The 19,086-nt window shown below is 72.1% G+C and carries 18 protein-coding genes; 10 read left to right on the forward strand and 8 right to left on the reverse strand.

All coding sequences use genetic code 11. The features are described 5' to 3' along the window. Nucleotides 1-97: 97 nt before the first annotated feature. Entirely contained in the window at nucleotides 98-967 is an 870-nt protein-coding gene (locus V8201_RS17040; protein ID WP_336546029.1) for an MBL fold metallo-hydrolase, read from the reverse strand. A 71-nt stretch (nucleotides 968-1,038) separates the two neighbouring features. Between V8201_RS17040 and V8201_RS17045 the strand changes: the two genes are divergently transcribed. The 3 genes from V8201_RS17045 to V8201_RS17055 are packed head-to-tail and all read left to right on the forward strand — an operon-like array spanning nucleotide 1,039 to nucleotide 2,660. Then, a complete protein-coding gene (locus V8201_RS17045; RefSeq protein ID WP_336546030.1) occupies nucleotides 1,039-1,350 on the forward strand; it encodes an ArsR/SmtB family transcription factor in 312 nt (103 codons plus the stop codon). Nucleotides 1,351-1,354: 4 nt separating this feature from the next. Further along, on the forward strand, nucleotides 1,355-1,873 hold the full coding sequence (locus V8201_RS17050; protein ID WP_271301042.1) for a rhodanese family protein: 519 nt from the start codon (nucleotides 1,355-1,357) through the stop codon (nucleotides 1,871-1,873). A gap of 7 nt (nucleotides 1,874-1,880) precedes the next feature. Then, entirely contained in the window at nucleotides 1,881-2,660 is a 780-nt protein-coding gene (locus V8201_RS17055) for a sulfite exporter TauE/SafE family protein (RefSeq protein WP_336546031.1), read from the forward strand. Between the two features lie 36 nt (nucleotides 2,661-2,696). On the opposite strand, the gene V8201_RS17060 is transcribed toward V8201_RS17055, so the two are convergent. Then, a complete protein-coding gene (locus tag V8201_RS17060) occupies nucleotides 2,697-3,551 on the reverse strand; it encodes a serine hydrolase (RefSeq protein WP_336546032.1) in 855 nt (284 codons plus the stop codon). A 301-nt stretch (nucleotides 3,552-3,852) separates the two neighbouring features. Here V8201_RS17060 and V8201_RS17065 point away from each other — a divergent pair, with 301 nt between their 5' ends. Continuing rightward, a complete protein-coding gene (locus V8201_RS17065; RefSeq protein ID WP_336546033.1) occupies nucleotides 3,853-4,749 on the forward strand; it encodes a Gfo/Idh/MocA family protein in 897 nt (298 codons plus the stop codon). A gap of 31 nt (nucleotides 4,750-4,780) precedes the next feature. On the opposite strand, the gene V8201_RS17070 is transcribed toward V8201_RS17065, so the two are convergent. After that, nucleotides 4,781-5,227: a hypothetical protein gene (locus tag V8201_RS17070; RefSeq protein ID WP_336546034.1), complete on the reverse strand. Its 447-nt coding sequence runs from the start codon at nucleotides 5,225-5,227 to the stop codon at nucleotides 4,781-4,783. Nucleotides 5,228-5,420: 193 nt separating this feature from the next. On the opposite strand from V8201_RS17070, the gene V8201_RS17075 reads away from it, so the two are divergent. The 4 genes from V8201_RS17075 to V8201_RS17090 all read left to right on the forward strand — a co-directional run bounded on the left by V8201_RS17075 (nucleotide 5,421) and on the right by V8201_RS17090 (nucleotide 7,137). Then, nucleotides 5,421-5,798, forward strand: coding sequence for a hypothetical protein (locus V8201_RS17075; protein WP_336546035.1), 378 nt, complete (start codon nucleotides 5,421-5,423; stop codon nucleotides 5,796-5,798). After that, complete coding sequence (locus tag V8201_RS17080) at nucleotides 5,791-6,192, forward strand: hypothetical protein (protein WP_336546036.1); 402 nt, start codon at nucleotides 5,791-5,793, stop codon at nucleotides 6,190-6,192. Before V8201_RS17075 ends, V8201_RS17080 begins: the two co-directional genes overlap by 8 nt. A 154-nt stretch (nucleotides 6,193-6,346) precedes the next feature. Next, the gene (locus tag V8201_RS17085; RefSeq protein WP_336546037.1) at nucleotides 6,347-6,877 is read left to right on the forward strand and encodes an SAM-dependent methyltransferase; all 531 of its coding nucleotides are present in this window, start codon (nucleotides 6,347-6,349) and stop codon (nucleotides 6,875-6,877) included. After that, a complete protein-coding gene (locus V8201_RS17090) occupies nucleotides 6,874-7,137 on the forward strand; it encodes a hypothetical protein (protein ID WP_037535367.1) in 264 nt (87 codons plus the stop codon). The genes V8201_RS17085 and V8201_RS17090 overlap by 4 nt, the downstream gene beginning before the upstream one ends. Before the next feature lie 28 nt (nucleotides 7,138-7,165). Here the strand turns inward: V8201_RS17090 and V8201_RS17095 are convergent, their stop codons facing one another. From V8201_RS17095 to V8201_RS17105, 3 genes are all read right to left on the reverse strand, one after another. Then, on the reverse strand, nucleotides 7,166-8,194 hold the full coding sequence (locus V8201_RS17095; RefSeq protein ID WP_336546038.1) for an SDR family oxidoreductase: 1,029 nt from the start codon (nucleotides 8,192-8,194) through the stop codon (nucleotides 7,166-7,168). An 805-nt stretch (nucleotides 8,195-8,999) separates the two neighbouring features. Next, on the reverse strand, nucleotides 9,000-9,341 hold the full coding sequence (locus V8201_RS17100; protein WP_336546039.1) for a hypothetical protein: 342 nt from the start codon (nucleotides 9,339-9,341) through the stop codon (nucleotides 9,000-9,002). An 85-nt stretch (nucleotides 9,342-9,426) separates the two neighbouring features. Then, complete coding sequence (locus tag V8201_RS17105) at nucleotides 9,427-11,193, reverse strand: chloride channel protein (protein WP_051583530.1); 1,767 nt, start codon at nucleotides 11,191-11,193, stop codon at nucleotides 9,427-9,429. Nucleotides 11,194-11,586: 393 nt separating this feature from the next. On the opposite strand from V8201_RS17105, the gene V8201_RS17110 reads away from it, so the two are divergent. Together V8201_RS17110 and V8201_RS17115 are read left to right on the forward strand one after the other, a co-directional pair. Then, complete coding sequence (locus V8201_RS17110) at nucleotides 11,587-13,020, forward strand: DUF4139 domain-containing protein (protein WP_271301049.1); 1,434 nt, start codon at nucleotides 11,587-11,589, stop codon at nucleotides 13,018-13,020. Beyond that, entirely contained in the window at nucleotides 13,020-14,582 is a 1,563-nt protein-coding gene (locus tag V8201_RS17115) for a DUF4139 domain-containing protein (protein ID WP_271301050.1), read from the forward strand. The genes V8201_RS17110 and V8201_RS17115 overlap by 1 nt, the downstream gene beginning before the upstream one ends. Before the next feature lie 22 nt (nucleotides 14,583-14,604). Here the strand turns inward: V8201_RS17115 and V8201_RS17120 are convergent, their stop codons facing one another. Next, complete coding sequence (locus tag V8201_RS17120) at nucleotides 14,605-17,769, reverse strand: efflux RND transporter permease subunit (protein WP_336546040.1); 3,165 nt, start codon at nucleotides 17,767-17,769, stop codon at nucleotides 14,605-14,607. Beyond that, on the reverse strand, nucleotides 17,766-19,046 hold the full coding sequence (locus tag V8201_RS17125) for a TolC family protein (protein WP_336546041.1): 1,281 nt from the start codon (nucleotides 19,044-19,046) through the stop codon (nucleotides 17,766-17,768). Before V8201_RS17125 ends, V8201_RS17120 begins: the two co-directional genes overlap by 4 nt. Nucleotides 19,047-19,086: the final 40 nt, after the last annotated feature.

Genomic DNA, 19,086 nt, shown 5'->3' on the forward strand with positions numbered 1-19,086 from the left:
CAAGGGCGAACCGTCCGTGCCCTGCCGCCGCCACCGCCACGAGCTGATCGTCCGCGGATCGACCGGGCCGGCGCCGCGATAGGGGGGGCGACCCCCGTCACCCCGCGCGCCACGTCACCGGGATGCGCAGGAAGGTGACGCCGTTCGCCTCCGCTTGATGGACATGGCCCGCGCGGATGTTGACCTGGATCGAGGGCAGCAGCAGCTTGGGCACGGCGAGCCCGGCGTCGCGCCGCTCGCGCATCGCGACGAACGCGTCCTCGCTCACGCCGTCATGGACGTGGACGCTCGAGCGGCGCTGCTCGGCCACCGTCGTCTCCCAGCGATAGTCGTCGCGGCCCGGCGCCTTGTAATCGTGGCACAGGAACAGCCGCGTCGCGTCGGGCAGCGCCAGCAGCCGGCGGATCGAGCGGTAGAGCGTGCGCGCATCCCCGCCGGGGAAGTCGGCGCGGGCGGTGCCATAGTCGGGCATGAACAGCGTGTCGCCGACGAACGCCGCATCGCCGATCCGATAGGCCACGTCGGCCGGGGTATGGCCGGGGACGTGCAGCACCTCGACCGCCAGCGTGCCGATCGCGAACCGCTCGCCGTCCTCGAACAACCGGTCGAAGTCCGAACCGTCGGGGGTCAGATCGTCCATCGCGAACATCGGGCGGAAGATCGTCTGCACGGCGCGGATATGCGCGCCGATCCCGATCCATGCGCCGGTCTGCGCCGTGACGAAGGGCGCGGCCGACAGGTGATCGGCATGCGCATGCGTCTCCAGCACCATCGCGATCCGCCAGTCGTGCGCGCGGGCGAAGGCGACGATCCGCCCGGCCGAGCGCGTGTCGGCGATGCCGCTCGCCGGATCGAAGTCGAGCACCGGATCGATCACCGCTGCGATGCGCGTCGCCGGATCGCCGACGAGATAGCTGATCGTGTTGGTCGGCGCGTCGAAGAATGCCTCGATGAAGGGCTGGGTCATGATGGGCTCCTTACCCCCTTGCTCATATATTAGAATATGCTACATAAGCAACACCTAATGGAGTGGCGACGATGCTCAAGCCGATGGATCTGGCGACCTTCGAGGCAAAGGCCGGACAGGTCGCGGACACGCTGAAGGCGATCGGCAATGCGCGCCGGCTGATGCTGCTGTGCAAGCTCGTCGAACATGGCGAGATGACGGTCGGCGATCTGGCGCAGGAGGTCGGCCTGTCGCAATCGGCCTGTTCGCAGCATCTGGCGAGGATGCGCGACGAAGGTCTCGTCACCTTCCGGCGCGAGAGCCAGACGCTGTGGTATGCGATCGCCGACGCCCGCATCGAAACGCTGCTCGCGACCCTCTACCAGCTCTATTGCAAGGAGTGACGCGATGACGCCTGCGACGCTTTCCCCCGCCGACACCCGCGCCGCGATCGACGCCGGCGCGCGGCTGATCGATATCCGCGGGGCCGACGAACATGCGCGCGAGCATATCCCCGGTGCGGTGAACGTGCCGCTCGACCGGATCGGCGATCTGCCGCGGGACGGCCGTCCGGTGATCTTCCATTGCCGGTCGGGGATGCGCACCGCCGCGCATGCGGCGGCGCTCGGCGCGGCGGCGGGCGACGCCCCGGCCTATATCCTCGGCGGCGGCATCGCGGCGTGGCGGCAGGCCGGACAGCCGATCGTCGCCGATCGATCGCAGCCGCTGGAAATCATGCGGCAGGTGCAGATCACCGCCGGTGCGCTGGTGCTCGCCGGCGTGCTGCTCGGCGCGTTCGTCGCCCCCGGCTTCTTCGCGCTGGCGGGGTTCGTCGGCGCGGGGCTGATGGTCGCCGGCGTCACGGGATGGTGCGGCATGGCCAGCGTGCTGCGCGTCATGCCGTGGAACCGGCGCGCGGCGGCCTGAGGCGGGCATGGCCAGCGCCGCCATCCTCGCCGCGCTCGCATCGGGAGGCGTGATCGGGCTGATCCTCGGCCTGGTCGGTGGCGGCGGATCGATCCTCGCGGTGCCGCTGCTCATCTATGGCGTCGGGATCGGCTCGCCGCATGCGGCGATCGGGACGGCGGCGGTCGCCGTCACGGTCAATGCGCTCGCCAGCCTGATCGGCCATGCCCGCGCTCGCCGCGTCAAGTGGCGCTGTGCCGGCGTGTTCGCGGCGTCGGGGATGATCGGCGCGGCGCTGGGCGCCGAGCTCGGTAAGGCGTTCGACGGCCAGCGGCTGCTCGTCCTGTTCGGGCTGCTGATGATCGGCGTCGGCCTGTCGATGCTGCGCCCGCGCCGGACCGCGGATGCGCCCGACGTGCGGCTGACCCGCCGCAGCGCGGCGACGTTGCTGCCGCGTCTCGTGCCGATCGGGCTGGGCGTCGGGCTGGCTGCCGGCTTCTTCGGGATCGGCGGCGGGTTCCTGATCGTGCCGGGGCTGATCCTCGCGACCGCGATGCCGCTGTCCGTCGCGATCGGCACGTCGCTGGTCGTGGTCAGCGCGCTCGGGCTGACCACCGCCGCCTCCTACGCCCTGTCGGGGCTGGTCGACTGGGGCGTGACGGCGCTGCTCGTCGCGGGCGGCGGCGCCGGGACGATCGCCGGCATCGCGCTCGGCCGCCAGCTCGGCGCCCGCAAGGGACTGCTCGAACGCGGCTTTGCCGCCGTGGTGATCGCGATCGGAGTCTATGTCACGGCGACGGCGGTCTAGGGTTGCCGGGTCGCGGCCATCCCCCGGAGCGCAGCCCTATTTCAGCTGCAGGAACAAGGTCAGCGCGTTGCGTTCGGCGTCGGCGAAGCGGTCGTAGATGGCGCGGGCGACCGCGGCGATGCCGGGCTGGCGATCGCGGCCGCCGCGCGCGAAGACCGCGACCGCGAGCCGGCGGCCGTCGGGCATGGTGATGAAGCCGACGTCGTTGGTGACGCCGTCGAGCGTGCCCGTCTTGTCCTCCACCCGCGTGCCCGCCGGCAGCAGCGCGCGAATGCGGCGGGTGCCGGTCGCGCAGCGGCTCATCAGCCCGAACAGCAGGCCGCGGCTTTCGGCGGAGAGCAGCGGGCCGTTGAGCTTGTCGAGCAGCGCGACCATCGCATTGGGCGTCGCCACATCCTTGCTGTCGAAGACATGGCCGGGTTCGCGGAGCAATTGCGCGATCGTCCGGTCGACGCGGATGCCCGCGATGCCGTTGGTCGCGAGCCATTGCTGCACCGCGACCGGGCCGCCGACCGCGGCGAGCAGCTGGTCGGCGGCATGATTGTCGCTGCGCACGATCATCAGCTCCATCAGCTGCGCGGCGGAGCGGCCGGCGATGACGTCGGTCAGGCGGCGCCGGCCGCGATCGACGTCGGTCAGATAGGCGCCGGCGATCGCGAGCTTGACCGTGCTCGCCATCGGATAGGCGATGTCGCCGTTGATCGACACGGTCGATCCGTCGCGCAGGTCGAGCGCGGCGATGCCGTAATCCCCCGGCCAGGCCGCCACCAGCGCGCTGAGCGTCCGTTCGAGCCCGATCAGCGCGGGCGAACTCGCCTGCGCCGGGGCGGGCAGCAGCAGACCGGCGGCGAGACAGCAGGCGAGCAGGCGGGGCAGCGGGAGCAGACGCATCGATGACTTTCGCGGGGGCGGTGTTGCGCTAAGGGATATCGCGTAAATCGTAGCTTAACGCGACGCGCCGCCAACTGGCCAGTGCGCCGTGTCGCGCCGAACCGCCGGCCCGGCGCGCCGAACCGGGCCATGCGGCACGACGGCAGGGGTTCCCCGGACAACCGCGACCGGTCGGGAGGGCCAGATCGGCCGCGCATGCCGATAGGGCGCGCGCACCGACCGCGACGATCCATTGCGAGACGCGAAAGCAACCCGCTATCGCCGCACGCGGGCCAGGTCCGGCCCGGCGGGAGAGACACGGATGCGGGTGCTGGTGATCGGGCTGGGCGATATCGCCCGCAAGGCATATCTGCCGGTGCTGTCGCAGCGCGGCGATCTCGACCTTCACCTCGCGACGCGCGATCCTGCCGCGCTCGCCGAGGTCGGTGCCGCGTTCCGGATCGCGCCGCGCCACGGCAGCGTGCAGGACGCGCTGTCCGCGACCGCCTTCGACGCGGCCTTCGTCCATGCCGCGACGCCGGCGCATGCCGATCTCGTCAGGCTGCTGATCGAACGCGATGTCCCGACCTTCGTCGACAAGCCGCTCGCCGATCATCTCGGCGCGGTCGAGGCGCTCGTCGCGCTCGCCGTGGCGCGCGGCGTGCCGCTGGCGGTCGGATTCAACCGGCGGTTCGCACCCGATTATGTCGCGCTGCGCGGGCGCGGCGCGTCGCTCATCGTCATGGAGAAGCATCGCCGACGCCAGCCCGACGCGCCGCGCCGGGTGGTGTTCGACGATTTCATCCACGTCGTCGACACGGTGCTGTCGCTCGCGCCGGCACCGGTCGTTCGCCGCACGATCGAGACGCAGGTCGTCGACGGCCGGCTCCACGCGGTCACGCTGACGCTGGCCGGCGACGGCTTCACCGCGATCGGCACGATGCACCGCGACAGCGGCCTCGACGAGGAACGGCTCGACGTCATCGGGCGCGGCAGCCGTCACAGCGTGCGCAACCTCGCCGAGCGGATCACGGCGCGCGACGGTGCGCAGCAGCTGCACCGCCGCGGCGACTGGGCGTCGGTCGGCGAGCAGCGCGGCTTTGCGGCGATGTGCGACGATTTCCTGCGCGCGGCGCGCGAGCGGCGGCCGGTCGATGCCGCCGCCATCCTCGCGACGCACGCGATCTGCGAGGCGATCGTCCGGCACGCCGAGGGCTGACGCGGCGCTCCCCCCCGCGGAGGCGATGCGGCTACCGCCGGGCGAGCCGCTGGCGGGTGAGGCGCGGGTCTTCGTAGAGGTCGCGGCAGGCGCGCAACCGGAAGCGGTTCCACCAGCGCTGCCAGCGATGCTCCGCGGCATCGTGGAGGATGTGGCAGCGCTGGCACAGCGCGCGGAGGTTGCCGCGCGCGCTGTTGCCGGGATCATGGTCGAGATGCGCGCAGGCGAGCACGACCTTGGTGATCCGTACCGAGCCGAGCGCGACCTGGCCCCTGATCGTCACCGGCCGGCCGCGACCGTTGCGCCAGCCATGCGCCTCGACGTCCCACCAGCGCCCGTCGCCGAGATGCGCGACGCGGCGCAGATGCGGCCGCCCGCATTGCTCGCAGCGCGCGCCGGCGCGGCGGAAGCGGATGTCGGCCGACAATTGGTCCCAGTCGATCGGATAGAGCCAGCGGTTCTCGGGGCGGATCGGCATACCGATTCTATGAGTCAGTCGCTCGCGGAACAAAAGGGAAAACGTGCGGCGCCCGCCGCCCGGCCGCGGCGCGCCGGCGTGTCCGCGGGGTCGGCCGGGCGGCGGCTATGCCGGCACTATGCGGAAAGCCGGAATCGCTCTCGCAATGCTATGCGTCGCCCGATAGCTGGATGGCCGCAACGAGGATTGTGGCATGACGGCTTTCCATCAACAGTGGCGTCTGGATTTCGCGATGCGCGCCGCGGGCCTGCTTCTGTGCGGCCTTGCCGGTCTGGCGATCGCCCGGCTCGGCGCGATGCCGCTGCGGCCGCGCGCGGTGAGCGCGGCCGCCTATCTGCTCGCGACGATCGCGTTCCTCGGCGCGAGCGCGGGCAGCGCGATGGCGCTCCTCGGCCGGCATCTGTTCGACGAGGTCGCGGTGAGCCAGCGCTGGCGGCACCGCCGGCCGGTGCGGCCGCCGGTCGCCGGCTTGGTCCCCGTCACGGCCGCGCCGGACGCGGACGGCAGCGGGACGGACGGCAGCGGGGCGGGCGGCGGGCGCCAGTTGCTCGGCGCGCGCGGTCATGCGTGATCGCGGCGCCCGGCTGTGCGGAGGCATCCTGCTCGCGGCGGCCGGCGCCACCACGCTGATCCACCGCGCGGTCTATTCGGTCCACCGGGGCGGGCCGGCGACGGTCGCGGAGTTCGCGCTCGGCCTCGCCACCTTCCTGCTCGCCGCGTCGGGCGTGCTGCTGCTCCTCCACGGCCGGAGGCTGCTGGCGCGGCCGGCGACGGCGCAGGACCGGCGCGGATCGTCGCCGCAGCAGGACCTTCGCGCGCGGCTGCTCGATCCGATCACCCCGGCCGGTCGCGCTTATGATACGCGGCGGGGTGCGGCGCTGATGAAGACGCGGCATCGAGCCGCCGCGGCGACGGCCTGCGCCGACCGGCGCCACCGCCGCGGGCCGCAGCGGCGCGGCGATTGAGGCACCAGCCGCCCGGCCCGATGCGACGAACCGTTGGCAAGGCTATGCGCACGCTATGCGATTCACCGGAATCGCTCTCGAATCGCTATGCGCCGCTGCGTAGCTCGGCCGGGCGAGCGCGAGACGCTCGATCCTGTGAGGCCAGCGCAGCGCCATGACGTCCGATTCCGATTCCAGACCCGAGCGCGGGTCGACCATCCCGATCGCCGGGCCGCGCGCCGGCTGTCGGCGTGACGGGCGCCACGGCGCGCGCGGCGCCTGCGCCGATCCGCGCTGGCCGCAGATCGTCGCGGCACTCGCCGCGCTGCGCGAGCGGCACCGCCGCGCGGTGCGGATCGTCGATGCCGATTGCGCCTGCGGCACGCTGTTGATCGCCGCGGCGCGTCACGCCCATGCCGCGGGCTTCACCGGCATCGAGGCGCGCGGCATCCATCGTTCGCCGACGCTGATCGGTCGCGCGCGCGCCGCGGCGGCACGGCTGCACGATCCGGCGATCGGCGTCGTGTTCGAGCGGGCGGAGGCGCAACAGGCGCTCGCCGCGGAGGCCGACTTTCCCGCCGACATCGTGCTGTGGCACGACGCCGGCCCGGCGGGGGAAAGCGCCGGCGTCCGCGCCGCGGTCGCCGCTGCCGGCCGATGGATCATCGGCGATCCGGCACCCGATGCCGGCGGGAGGCGGGCATGACCCGCCGCGACCTGCGGTGGAAGCTGGTCGGCGTCGCGCTGACCGCGGCAGGCTGCGCGCTGCTGCTGGTGCTCGACCGGTCGCCGCTGATGATCGCCGTCTTCCCGCTCGCCTTCGCCGGCCTGCCGCTGATGATCCACGGCAAGCGGGTCGGGCAGGCGATCCGGGCGGAGCGGCGCGGCCATTACAACACCGCCGAGGTGCTGCACGCCGCGCGCCTGCGACGCCGGATCCGGCGCGACGCCGACCTCGACCCCTGACGGCGGGAGGCCGGCGCCTGCCGCCGGCTTACGGCTGGCCCGAGCCGCCGGCCGCGCCATAGACCTGGCCATTGGCATAACTGGCGTCGGAGGCGGCGAGCTGGACGTAGATCGAGCCGAGCTCGGCGGGCTGGCCGGGGCGGCCGAGCGGGGTGTTGCCGCCGAACTGCTGGAGCTTCTCCATCGTCGCGCCGCCCGCCACCTGCAGCGGCGTCCAGATCGGGCCGGGCGCGACGCCGTTGACGCGGATGCCCTTCGGCCCGAGCTGCTTGGCGAGCGATTTGGTGAAGTTCATCATCGCCGCCTTGGTCATCGCGTAATCGACCAGATTTTCCGACGGGTCATAGGCCTGTTCGGAGGTCGTCTGGATGATCGCCGATCCCGGCTTGAGATGGGGCAGCGCGGCCTTGGTGACGTAGAACATGCCGTAGAGGTTGGTCTTGAGCGTCGCGTCGAAATCCTCGTCGGTGATGTCGAGCAGCGACTGCCGCTGCTGCTGCCGGCTGGCGTTGTTGACGAGGATGTCGAGCCCGCCGAGCTGGCGGACGGCGGTGTCGACCAGCTTGGCGCAATAGGCGCGGTCGCGCAGGTCGCCGGGAATCGCGACGGCCTTGCGCCCGGCCTGGCGGATCAGCGCGATCACCTCGCGCGCATCGGGCTCCTCGGCGGGCAGATAGGCGATCGCGACGTCGGCGCCCTCGCGCGCATAGGCGATCGCGGCGGCCCGGCCCATGCCGGAATCGCCCCCGGTAATCAGCGCCTTGCGCCCGAGCAGGCGGCCCGAGCCCTTGTAGCTCGTCTCGCCGTGATCCGGCCGCGGGTTCATCTTGCTGGCGAGGCCGGGAAAGGGCTGCGACTGTTTCTCGAACGGCGGGCGCGGATATTGGGTGGTCGGATCGATCAGCCCCGGCCCGGCCGTGGCGGCCGCACCGCCCGCCTGCTGGGCCGCGGCGGAGGCGGCGGTGGACGCCGCCAGCCCGATCGCCGCCCCGCCGACCACGGCGCGGCGGCTCAATCCTGCTTGCTGCGATACGGCGTCGTCGGGCTGCTTGCTCATGATATACTGCCTTGTCCTGCTTCGATTTCCTGAACAGTGCAGGCAGTGCTCAGTTCCTCGGCAGCGGTTCTTTGCCGAACCTCGCCACGATCATCGCGAACGTCGCCCTCTGCCCGGGCTTGGGAGAGGGATCACGCGGAGGCGCGGAGGCGCGGAGCGGGAGCGGCTCGGACTGGCGCGGCCCTCCATCTCCTGCCGTCTGCTGTCCAGCGCTGCCGCCGCAACACAGCGAATCAACTCCGCGCCTCCGTGCCTCCGCGCCTCCGCGTGAACCCGATTTGGCTTCGCCCGAGGGCGGAGTGCGGAGGAGGATTGCACGCGAAGACGCGAAGACGCGAAGAGGGCGCGCCTCCGACCGGGCGTGGCCTACTCTACCTTCCTGTGGATGGCATGGCCGCGCTCGCGGCGCGCGGCCTATGCTCGGGCAGCGGCACAGAAAGACATTGGTTCACGCGGAGGCGCGGAGGGGTAGTGGTTTGGGCTGGCGCAGCCTTCCATTTCCGGCCCCCGCTGTCCCGCGCTGCCGCTGCAACACAGCGAAGCGCCTCCGCGCCTCCGCGCCTCCGCGTGAACCCGATTTGTTTTCTCCCGAAGGCGAAGTGGGGAGGAGGATTTCACGCGAAGACGCAAAGACGCAAAGAGGGCGCGCCTTGGACCGGGCGTGGCCTGCTCTTCCTGCCCGTGCAGGACATGGGCCGCGCTCGCGGCGGGCGGAACATCTTCGCGTCTTCGCGTCTTCGCGTGAATCAATATCCGCCCTCAGCGCCCTCTGCGCCTCAGCGCCTCTGCGCGAACCAGCCGCCCGTCAGCGCTGTTTCTTCGTCGCGGTGGCGGTGAAGTCGGGGTCCTTCTTCGCCACCCAGTCGACGAATTTGCGGATCGCGGGATCGGCGAGCAGGCCGTCGACGTCCATGCCGTGCCGCTGCAATTCCGAATTGGTGAAATTGGCGATCAGCGTCTGCTGGCAGATCGGATGCATCGGCACGACGTCGCGCCCGCCGCGGCTCTTGGGCACGGGATGATGCCAGACGGTGGTCGTGCCGAGTCCGCGCCCGCACAGCCAGCAGGGCGCGGCGGGGGCGGCGGGCGCCTCCGCCTCGGACTCTGGCGCGTCATACGGGCCGTGTTTGCGATGTTTGCGCGCCATGCTTTCGCTCCCTGTCGATCCCGGCTGCCTTGCCGCGTCGCGCCGCGTGCCGCCAGTCCCTTGCGACCGCGGCACCGCCCCGCCGTCAGGCCTCGCCGAACAATTCGCGCTGCGCCTTGTCGAGCTCCTCGGCATAGCGGCGCCGCACATAGGGTTCGGAGAGCAGGCCGAGGACGCGGCCCTCGGCGGTGACGACCGCCATTTCGTCGGCGCTCGCCGCGTCGAACGCCGCCATGATGCGGCGGATGTCGGCGGCGGGATCGAGCGTGCGGTCCTGCTGGATGGCGAGCGTCGCGACCGGCTGGTCGGGCGCGATGCCGTCGGCATAGGCGCTCGCGGTGCGGACGATGCCGGCATAACGTTCGTCGCCGTCGGTCAGCACCACCCGGCTGGTCGCGCCGAGCGGCACGGCGCGGCGGAATTCGGCGACGGTCAGCGTCGCCGGCGTCGCGCGCTCGACCCGCCGCATCATCCGCCCGGCGGTGAGCGTGCGCATCCAGCCGACGTCGCGTGCGCTCTTGATCGTCTCGCCGCGCAGGTGGAGCCGCCAGGTCGAGAAGGAATAGCCGAACAGCTCGCGCACGATCGTCGTCGCGACCAGCGATGCGGCGACCGCCGCGCCGGCGAGCGAGAAATCGTGCGTCGCCTCGAGCACCAGCATCGCCATCGTCATCGGCCCGCCGACCACCGCCACCGCGAACGCCGCCATGCCGACGAGCGCGGCATTCTGCGGATCGACCACCGGATAGCCGGCGAGCAGCGCGACGACCCCGGCATAGAGATGGCCGAACAGGCTGCCGAGGAACAGCGAGGCGAAGAACAGTCCGCCGCGGAAGCCGAAGCCGAGCGAGACGATCGACGCCGCGCTCTTCATCACGAAGATCGCCGCGACGATGCCGAGCGGCAGCGCCGCCTCCAGGTCGAGGTGGAGCGCGCCATGACCGGCGGAGAGCACCTGCGGCGTCGCGAGCGCGAGCGGGATCAGCAACAGGCCGCCGAGCACCGGACGCGCGCCGGGCGGCACCGGCAGCTGCCGCGTCAGCCGCTCGACCTCGGCGACCGCGCGCATCAGCACGATGCCGAGCAGCGCGGCGAGGCCGCCGAGCCCGCCGTAGACGAGATAATGGTGCGTCTGCACCGCCTCGCCCGCCGCGGCATCGACCAGATAGGGGTGGACGCCGAGCGACTGCGCGACGAGCACCGCGGAGAGGGCGGCCGCCGCGACCGGCGCGATCGCGGCGGGGGTATAGGCACCGATGACGATCTCGAAGGCGTAGAAGGCGCCGGTCAGCGGCGCGCCGAAGGCGGCGGCGATCGCCGCGCCGGTGCCGGCACCGACCAGCACGCGCAGATCGCCGCGCCGCAGCCGCAGCCAGCCGCCCGCGGCGGAGGCGACCGCCGCACCGAGCTGCGCATAGGCCGCCTCCAGCCCGACCGAGGCGCCGAAGCCGTTGGACAGGATCGTCTGTCCCGAGATCACGAGGCTGTCCGTCCACGATACCTGCCCGCCGTGCAGCGCATTCGCCTCGACCGCGTCGACCAGCCGGCGCTGGCGGGCGCGGGTGAGCCAGGAGAAGGCCATCAGCAGCAGTCCGCCGGCGGGCAGCGCCAGCAGCGCGAGCGGCGGCACCGCGCCGGCGGTGCTCAGCCGCGCGCCGTCGGGCAGGCGGAACAGCCAATGCTGCAACGTCCGCGCGATCGCGCCCTGCAGGATGCTGAGCGTGCCCGCCGCGGCGCCGACGATCACCGCGAGCAGGATCAGCATCGCCTCGCTGGACCGCGTGCGCCGGCGCAGCCACGCCGCCAGCCCCTTGCCGGACGCGCCGGCGGGTATCGGCAGCCTTCCCGCCATCAGACCGTCGCGACACGCGGCGTAGCGGCGGGCAGGACTGGCAGGGCGGGCATGGCGACCGGCGTTAGCGGGATTCGGCCGGAGGGTCGAACGCAATGTCGAGACTTTTGCGACGGCCCGGCGTCGCCCGGACCGCGGCGGATCGTGCCGCACACGGGATGTCGGAGCAGAGTCGGTCCGGCATCCACGGTTCCGCAAGAGCATGAGCCGTTATGTTCGCGGCACGGTGGACCCGGAACACGTCCGGGGTGACGCCGTGTTGCGGACGCCGAGCGTGATCTTACCGCGATCGTCATGCCGGGTGCCGTCACAGAGTTTCGCCCGCCGGTCGATCACCGCGTTGCCCTTTGCCGCGGACCGCGTCATGTTCGCCGCACAGCGGGGGAGATGGACATGCGTACGACGATCTGGCGAGCCTGCGGGCTGGCGCTGTTGCTCGACCCGGCCGCGGCCGCGGCGCAGCAGGCCGCCCCGCCGCCCGCCGACTCGCCCGCCGCGGGCAGCGCGCAGGGCGACGTGTCGGTCACCATCTACACCAACAATGTCGCGCTGGTGCAGGACATCCGGCCGCTGGCGCTGGCGAGCGGGCGGGTGCAGCAGAGCTTTCCCGACGTCAGCGCCGCGATCCGGCCCGAGACGGTGTCGCTGACCGTGCCCGATGCCACGATCGTCGAACAGAATTTCGACTATGACCTGCTCAGCCCGTCGAGCCTGATGGAAAAGGCGGTCGGGGAGACGATCACGTTGCTGCGCACCAATCCGGCGACCGGCGTCGAGACGCGCGAGCGCGCCAGGGTGCTCGCGGTCAACGGCGGCGTCGTGCTCGACGTCAACGGCCATGTCGAGGTGCTGCGCGACGACGGCCTGCCGGTGCGTGCGATCTTCGACCGCGTGCCCGATGCGCTGCGCGCGCGCCCGACGCTGTCGGTGACGCTGGCGAGCACGCGCGCCGGATCGCGGCCGGCGACGCTCTCCTATCTCAGCCGCGGGCTCGGCTGGAGCGCCGATTATGTCGCGCTGTTCGACGACCGCAGCGGCACCGTCGACGTCCAGGGCTGGGTGACGTTGAAGAACACCAGCGGCACCACCTTCGCCCATGCCAAGACGTTGCTCGTCGCCGGCGAGGTCGGCAGCAGCGACGACGAGGACAGCGGCAATTACGTGCCGCGGCGCCGTCGTCCGACGCGGACGCAGCCCGGCACCGAAACATCCGGGCGCGAGCAGCTCGGCGATTTCTATCTCTATCCACTCGCCGCGCGCACCACGATCGCCGACAAACAGACCAAGCAGGTCAGCTTCCTCGATGCGAAGGGCGTCGCGGCGCGGTCCGGCTATCGCTTCGACAATGGCTGGCTCGGTACCTCGAACGAGCCGCGCAGCGCGCAATCGGTGCTGCGCTTCAGCAATTCGGGCGCGGCCGGGCTCGGCGACGCGCTGCCGGCGGGGGTGGTGCGCGTCTATGTCCGCGACGCGCGCGGCCAGCCGCAGTTCGTCGGCGAGAACCGCATCGACCATACGCCGCAGGGGTCGACGATCGCGCTGCCCACCGGCGACGCCTTCGACGTCAAGGTACAGCCCGTCACCGTCTCGCGCACCCGGCTGGGCAACGACCGCTGGCGCACCGCGATGCGCTACACGCTGACCAACGCCCGCGCCAGGCCGGTGACGGTGGAGCTGGTGCAGAACGGGCTCGACTGGGCCGACGTGCGCGTCGTCGAGGACAGCGCGCACGGCGAGCGGCGCGACGCCGGCACGCTGGCGTGGCAGGTTGCGGTGCCGGCGAACGGCAACGCGACGGTGACCGCGACCTTCGACACCCGCTACTGATGCCCCGGCTGCGCGCGATCGGGCTGGTCGCCGGCCTGATGCTGGCGAGCCTGCTGCCGGGCGGGGCAGCGGCGCAGACCGTCGTCACCTCGCCCGCGCCCGCCTCGGTCGCGCTCACCGTCTATCGCGCGCCCTACGGCCGGGGCGCGATGAACCTGCAATATCTCGACGGCTTCGCCTTGGTCACCGAGACGCGCCGGGTGCACCTGCCGCGCGGCCGCGCGACGCTGCGCTTCGAAGGGGTGGCGGAAGGGATCGTGCCGGTCAGCGCGATCATCGACGGCCTGCCCGGCGGCACGATCGAGAAGAACCGCGACGCGCGCCTGCTGTCGCCCGCGTCGCTGGTCGACGGCACGCTCGGCCGCGCGGTCACGCTGACCCGCACCGACCGCGCGACCGGCCGGCAGGTGCAGCAGGCCGCGACGATCGTCGCCGGCCCCGCGCCGGGGATCGTGCTGCGCACGGCGACGGGGATCGAGACGCTGCGCTGCTCGGGCCTGCCCGAACGGCTCGCCTTCGCGGGCGTGCCGGCGGACCTGTCGAGCAAGCCGGTGCTGAGCGTGACGACGACCAGCCCGACGCCGCGCACGGTGACGGTGCGCCTGTCCTATCTCGCCTCGGGCTTCGACTGGCGCGCGAGCTATGTCAGCACGCTCGCCGCGGACGGCCGGACGATCGACCTGTTCGCCTGGCTGACGCTCGCCAACGGCAATGCGGAATCGTTCGCGCAGGCGGAGGTCCGCGCCGTCGCCGGCCGGCTCAACCGCGTCCCCGTCGCGGCGATCCCGCGGACGGTCGGCAAGCTGCGCCTCGTCTGCTACCCGCTCGGCACCACCACGTCCGACCTGCGCGCGACGTCGTTCGAGCCCGCCGACGAGATCGTCGTGACCGGCTCGCGGATCATGGCGTTCGCGCCGCCACCTCCGCCGCCACCACCACCACCCCCGCCGGCACCGCGGGCACCGCCCGAGGATCTCGGCGACCTCAAGCTGTACCGCGTGCCGGTCCGCACCACCGTCGCCGCGCGCGGGCAGAAACAGGTCGCGCTGCTCGAGCAGAAGGCGGTGGCGGTCGAGCGCCGCTACCGTCGGCCGGTGATCTATCCCGGTGCGACGTTCGAGAACGCGCCGGCCGCGATCGTCCTCGTGCTGCGCAATGACCGCGCGGGCGGGCTCGGCATCGCGCTCCCCGCCGGCAGCACCGCGCTCTATGCACAGCGCGGCGGCGAGCGGCTGCTGCTCGGCCAGGGCGCGATCACCGACCGGACGGTGGGCGAGACGGTGCGGCTGGCCGCCGGGACGAGCGAGCGGGTGACGCTGACCCAGACGACGCTGCCCTCCGACCCGCCGATCGGCGTCCGGCCCGACGCCGAGGGCGTGCGCGGGGCGATGCTCACCGCGCGCAACGCCACCGCGCAGCCGGTGACGCTCGACGTGCCGATCGGCACGGCGGGACAGGCGATCACCGCCGAGGGCAAGCCGCTGCCCCGCATCGACGGCCTCGCCACCTGGTCGCCGCGGCTGCCGCCCGGCGGCACCGCGGTGCTGCGCTACCGCTATTGAGGCATCGGCCGGCGTGCCCCCCTCAGGCCTCGGCGTCCGTTCGGCGGGGGATCGCCAGCCAGCGGTAGAGGCTGGGCAGTAGCAAAAGCGTCAGGATGGTCGAGGTGACGATGCCGCCGATCACCACGGTGGCGAGCGGCCGTTGCACCTCGGCGCCGGCGCCAGTGGCGATCGCCATCGGCACGAAACCGATCGAGGCGACGAGCGCGGTCGACAGCACCGGGCGCAGCCGGTCGCGCGCGCCCTGCCGCACCGCCGCGTCGGTCGACAATGGCTCGCCGCCTTCGCGGCCGTCGCGCAGGCTGTTGATATGGTCGATCAGCACCAGCCCGTTGAGCATCGCGATGCCCGACAGCGCGATGAAGCCGATCGCCGCGGTGATCGAGAAGGGCATGCCGCGCAGCCACAGCGCCAGCACCCCGCCGGTGACCGCGAACGGGATGCCGGTATAGACGATCGCCGCCTCGCGCACACTGCCGAGCGCGGCATAGACGAGCAGGAAGATCAGCAGCAGCGCGGCCGGCACGACGATCGACAGGCGCTTCTGCGCGGCCTCGAGCTGGTGATATTGGCCGCCGAATTCGATGCGATAGCCGGGCGGCAGCCGGACGCCCCGCGTCACCGCGTCCCGCGCGCGCGCGACATAGCCGGCAAGGTCGCTGGTGTTGAGGTTGACCATCAGCGCCGCGCGCCGCTTGCCGCCGTCGTGCAGGATCGGCTCGACCGCGTGGATGCGGCGCAGGCTGGCGACGCGCGACAGCGGCACCATCCCGTATGCGCCGACGCGCAGCGGCAGCGCGAGGATCGCGGCGGGATCGGCACGCAGCGCCTCCGGCATGCGCACGACGATCATGTGGCGCGCCTCGCCTTCGGGGATGAAGCCGACCTCGGCGCCGGCGACGCCGTCGGTGATCGCGCTGTTGACCTCGGCGGTGCCGAGCCCGAGCCGCAGCATCGCCGCATGGTCGAGCTCGACGACGAGGCTTTCCGGGCGGCCCGCGGTCTCGAACGCGACGCTTTCGGTCCCGGCCTGCCGCTGGAGGATCGCTTTCGCCTGTTTCGCGGCGCGTTCGAGCACGACATAATCCTCGCCGAAGATCTTGACCGAGACGTCGGCACGCACGCCTTCGAGCATCTCGTTGAAGCGCATCTCGATCGGCTGGGCGAATTCGAACGTCTGGCCTTGGTAGACCTGCCGCCCGACGCGCTCGATGCCGGCGATCAGCGCCTGCTTGGTCGTCGGCCGGCCGTCGCCCTGCGGCCAGTCCTTCGCGGGCGTGTAGAAGAGGTAGAGGTCGTTCTCATTGGGCGGCATAGGGTCGGTCGCCACCTCGCTGGTGCCGATCCGCGAGAAGCTGTGGGTGATCTGCGGATACTGCCGGCGGATCGCGCGCTCGGTCGCCTCCTCGATCGCGAGGCTGCGCTCGAGCGACATGCCGACCGGGCGATAGACCATCGCGGTGATCGCGCCCTCGTCGAGCTGCGGCGTGAATTGCGAGCCGAGGCTGCGGAACAGCAGATAGGTGAGGGCGAGCAGCCCGACGGCGGCGATCGTCAGCCAGGCGGGATGCGCGATGGCGCGCTCCAGCACCGGCGCATAGCCGCGCTCGGCATAGCCGATCAGCCCGGTCTGCCGCCCGTCGGTGGCGTCGCGCGCCGGCGCGCGCAGCAGCCATGCCGACAGCGCCGGCACGATCGTGAAGGTCCAGACCAGCCCGGCGCCGATCGCCAGCATCACCGCCTGCGCCATCGGCTGGAACAATTTGCCCTCGACCCCGCCGAGGCTGAGCACCGGCACGTAGACGAGCGCGATGATCGCGATGCCGAACAGCGTCGGCCGCGCGACCATCGCGGCGGCATGGGCGACCGTCTCGCGCCGCGCCTCGGCATCGAGCGCCGCACCCGTCTCGTGCCGGCGCCGGGCGAGCAGGCGCAGGCTGTTCTCGACGACGACGATCGATCCGTCGACGATCAGCCCGAAATCGAGCGCGCCGAGGCTCATCAGATTGCCCGACACGCCCAGCGCATTCATCCCCGTGACGGTGACGAGGAAGGCGAGCGGGATGACGATCGCGACGATCAGCGCCGCGCGCCAATTGCCCATCACCAGCAGCAGCACGAGGGCGACGAGCAGCGCGCCGACGCCGAGATTGTGTTCGACCGTCGCGATCGTCCGGTCGACGAGGTCGGAGCGGCTGTATTGCGGGTGGATCGCCATCCCCCTGGGCAGCGCCGCCTGGATGTCGGGCAGCGCCTGTTCGGCGCGCAAGGCGACCTCGCGGCTGTTCTGGCCGACCAGCATCATCACCGTGCCGAGCACCGTCTCGCGTCCGTTCTGCGTCGCCGCGCCCTGCCGCGGCGCCGACCCGATCACCACGTCGGCAAGGTCGCGGACCTGCAACGGCAGCACGCCCGCGGCGAATTTGACGGGGATCGCGCCGATCTGCGTCGCGTCCATCACCCGCGCGTCGGTGCGTACCGTCAGCCGCCGCGGCCCCTGCGCGATGATGCCGCCCCCGGCATTCTCGACGTTCTGGCCGACCGCGCGGGCGAGCTCCGCGGCGGTGACGCCGTGCAGCGTCAGCCGGGCGGGATCGGGCTGGACGACGAACTGCTGCTCGATGCCGCCGTTGGAATTGACGTCGGCGACGCCGGTGACCGCGCGCAGCATCTGCCGCACGGTATATTCCTGCGCCTCGTACAGCTCCATCAGCTGCCGCTGCGCATCGAGCCCCGGCGGCGGCGTGCGCCATTCGAGCGTGTAATAATAGATCTCGCCGAGGCCGGTGGTGATCGGCGCGAGCTGCGGCGAGGCGCCGGGCGGCAGTTGGTCGCGCACCGCGGCGAGCCGTTCGGTGACGAGCTGGCGCGCGCGCAGCTGGTTGGTGCCGTCCTTGTAGAGCAGCGTCACCTGGCTGAGGCCGGTCTTGGTCAGCGAGCGCGTCTCGTCGAGCCCGGGCTGGCCCGCCATCGCGCGCTCGATCGGCAGCGTCGCCAGCCGCTCGATCTCCTCGGGCGCGAGCGCGGGGACCATCGTGTTGATCTGCACCTGCACCCCGGTGATGTCGGGGATCGCATCGATCTTCAGCGTCGCGAACGCCCAGAGGCCGAGCGCCGCGACCAGCGCGGTGACGAGGGCGACGGCGAGGCGATGCCGGGTGACGCCGTCGAGCAGCCGCGCGATCATCGGCCGGGCGCGGTCCCGCCGTTGAGCGCGCGCAATTGCAGCAGCGCCTCGATCGCCTCGCGCCGCGTATCGAGGATCGCCACCGTCGCATCGACATAGGCCTGCTGCATCTGCGTATAGGTGGTCAGCGGGATCGCGCCGAGCCGGTAGTTGCGGTCGGCCTCCTCCGCCGCGGCGGCGAAGCGACGCGCCGATTCACCGTCCCACTGGCCGAGCGCGCGGCGCTTCGCCTCATATTGCGCCGCCTGATCGAAGACGTCGCGCGCGATGCGGCGTTCGGCGGCGATCAGCGTCGCATTGGCCTGCGCCTGCCGCCCCGCCTCGACCGCGACGTCGCCGGCCTGGCGGTTCCACAAGGGCAGGGGGGTCGACAGGCGGAGGCCGTAATTGGTCTCGCGCACGTCGGAGCGGGCATGATCGTAATAGGGGCCGACGCTGACCACCGGGATGCGGCTCTTGCGGGCGAGATCGACGCGCAGCCCCTGTTGCTCGAATTGCGCGCGCAGCGCGCGCAGCTCGAAATTGTTCGTCGCGGCCTGGGCGGCGAGCGCGGTGCCGGGCGGCAGGTCGGGCAGGGTCATGTCCGGCCGCACGATGCGGATCCGCGCGGCAAAGGGCGTGCCGCGCAACTGGTTGAGTTCGTAGAGGATCGAATTGGCCTCGGCATCCGCGGTGGCGGCGGTGCGCTCGGCGCTGATCGCATCCGCCTGCAAGGCCGCCGCCTCGAGCTGCGGCGCCGGCCCGGCCGGATCGCGCGACACGATCACCCGCGCCAGCGTCCGCATCCGCGCCGCGACGGTGCGCGCGGCATCCGCCTTCTCGTCCGCGGCGAACAGGCCGTAGCCGAGCGACCGCGCCCGTGCCGCCAATGTCGCGTCGAACTGCTGCAGGCCGATCCGCGCCAGCGCGATCTGGCGTTCGGCGATCGCCCGGCGCAGCGCGATGCGGCCGCCGAACTCGATCGGCTGGACGACCGATACCGCATAGCTCTGCCCGTCGCCGAGCGGGGCGCCGGTGACGGGATCGCTCGCCCGCCGTTCGCCGAATTCGACCACCGCCTCGGGATCGGCCCAGCGCCCGGCGGCGTCGCGCGCCTCGCCCGCGGTGTCGATCTGGCGCTGGTAGAATTGCCGCTCGGGATTGTTGGCGATCACCTCCTGCGCCAGCCGGTCGAGCGAGATCGCCGTCGCCTCCTGCGCCGCGGCTGCGGCCGGGATCGGCGCCGCTGCCACCGCCAGCCCTGCCCATCGCGTCCCTGCCCATCGCGTCATCGTCATCGTCGCCACTCGTGCCGGACCCTCGCCCGCGGTTAGGCGG

This window comes from Sphingomonas kyungheensis, from assembly GCF_037120395.1.
In the GTDB taxonomy this organism is placed as follows: Bacteria; Pseudomonadota; Alphaproteobacteria; order Sphingomonadales; family Sphingomonadaceae; genus Sphingomonas; species Sphingomonas kyungheensis.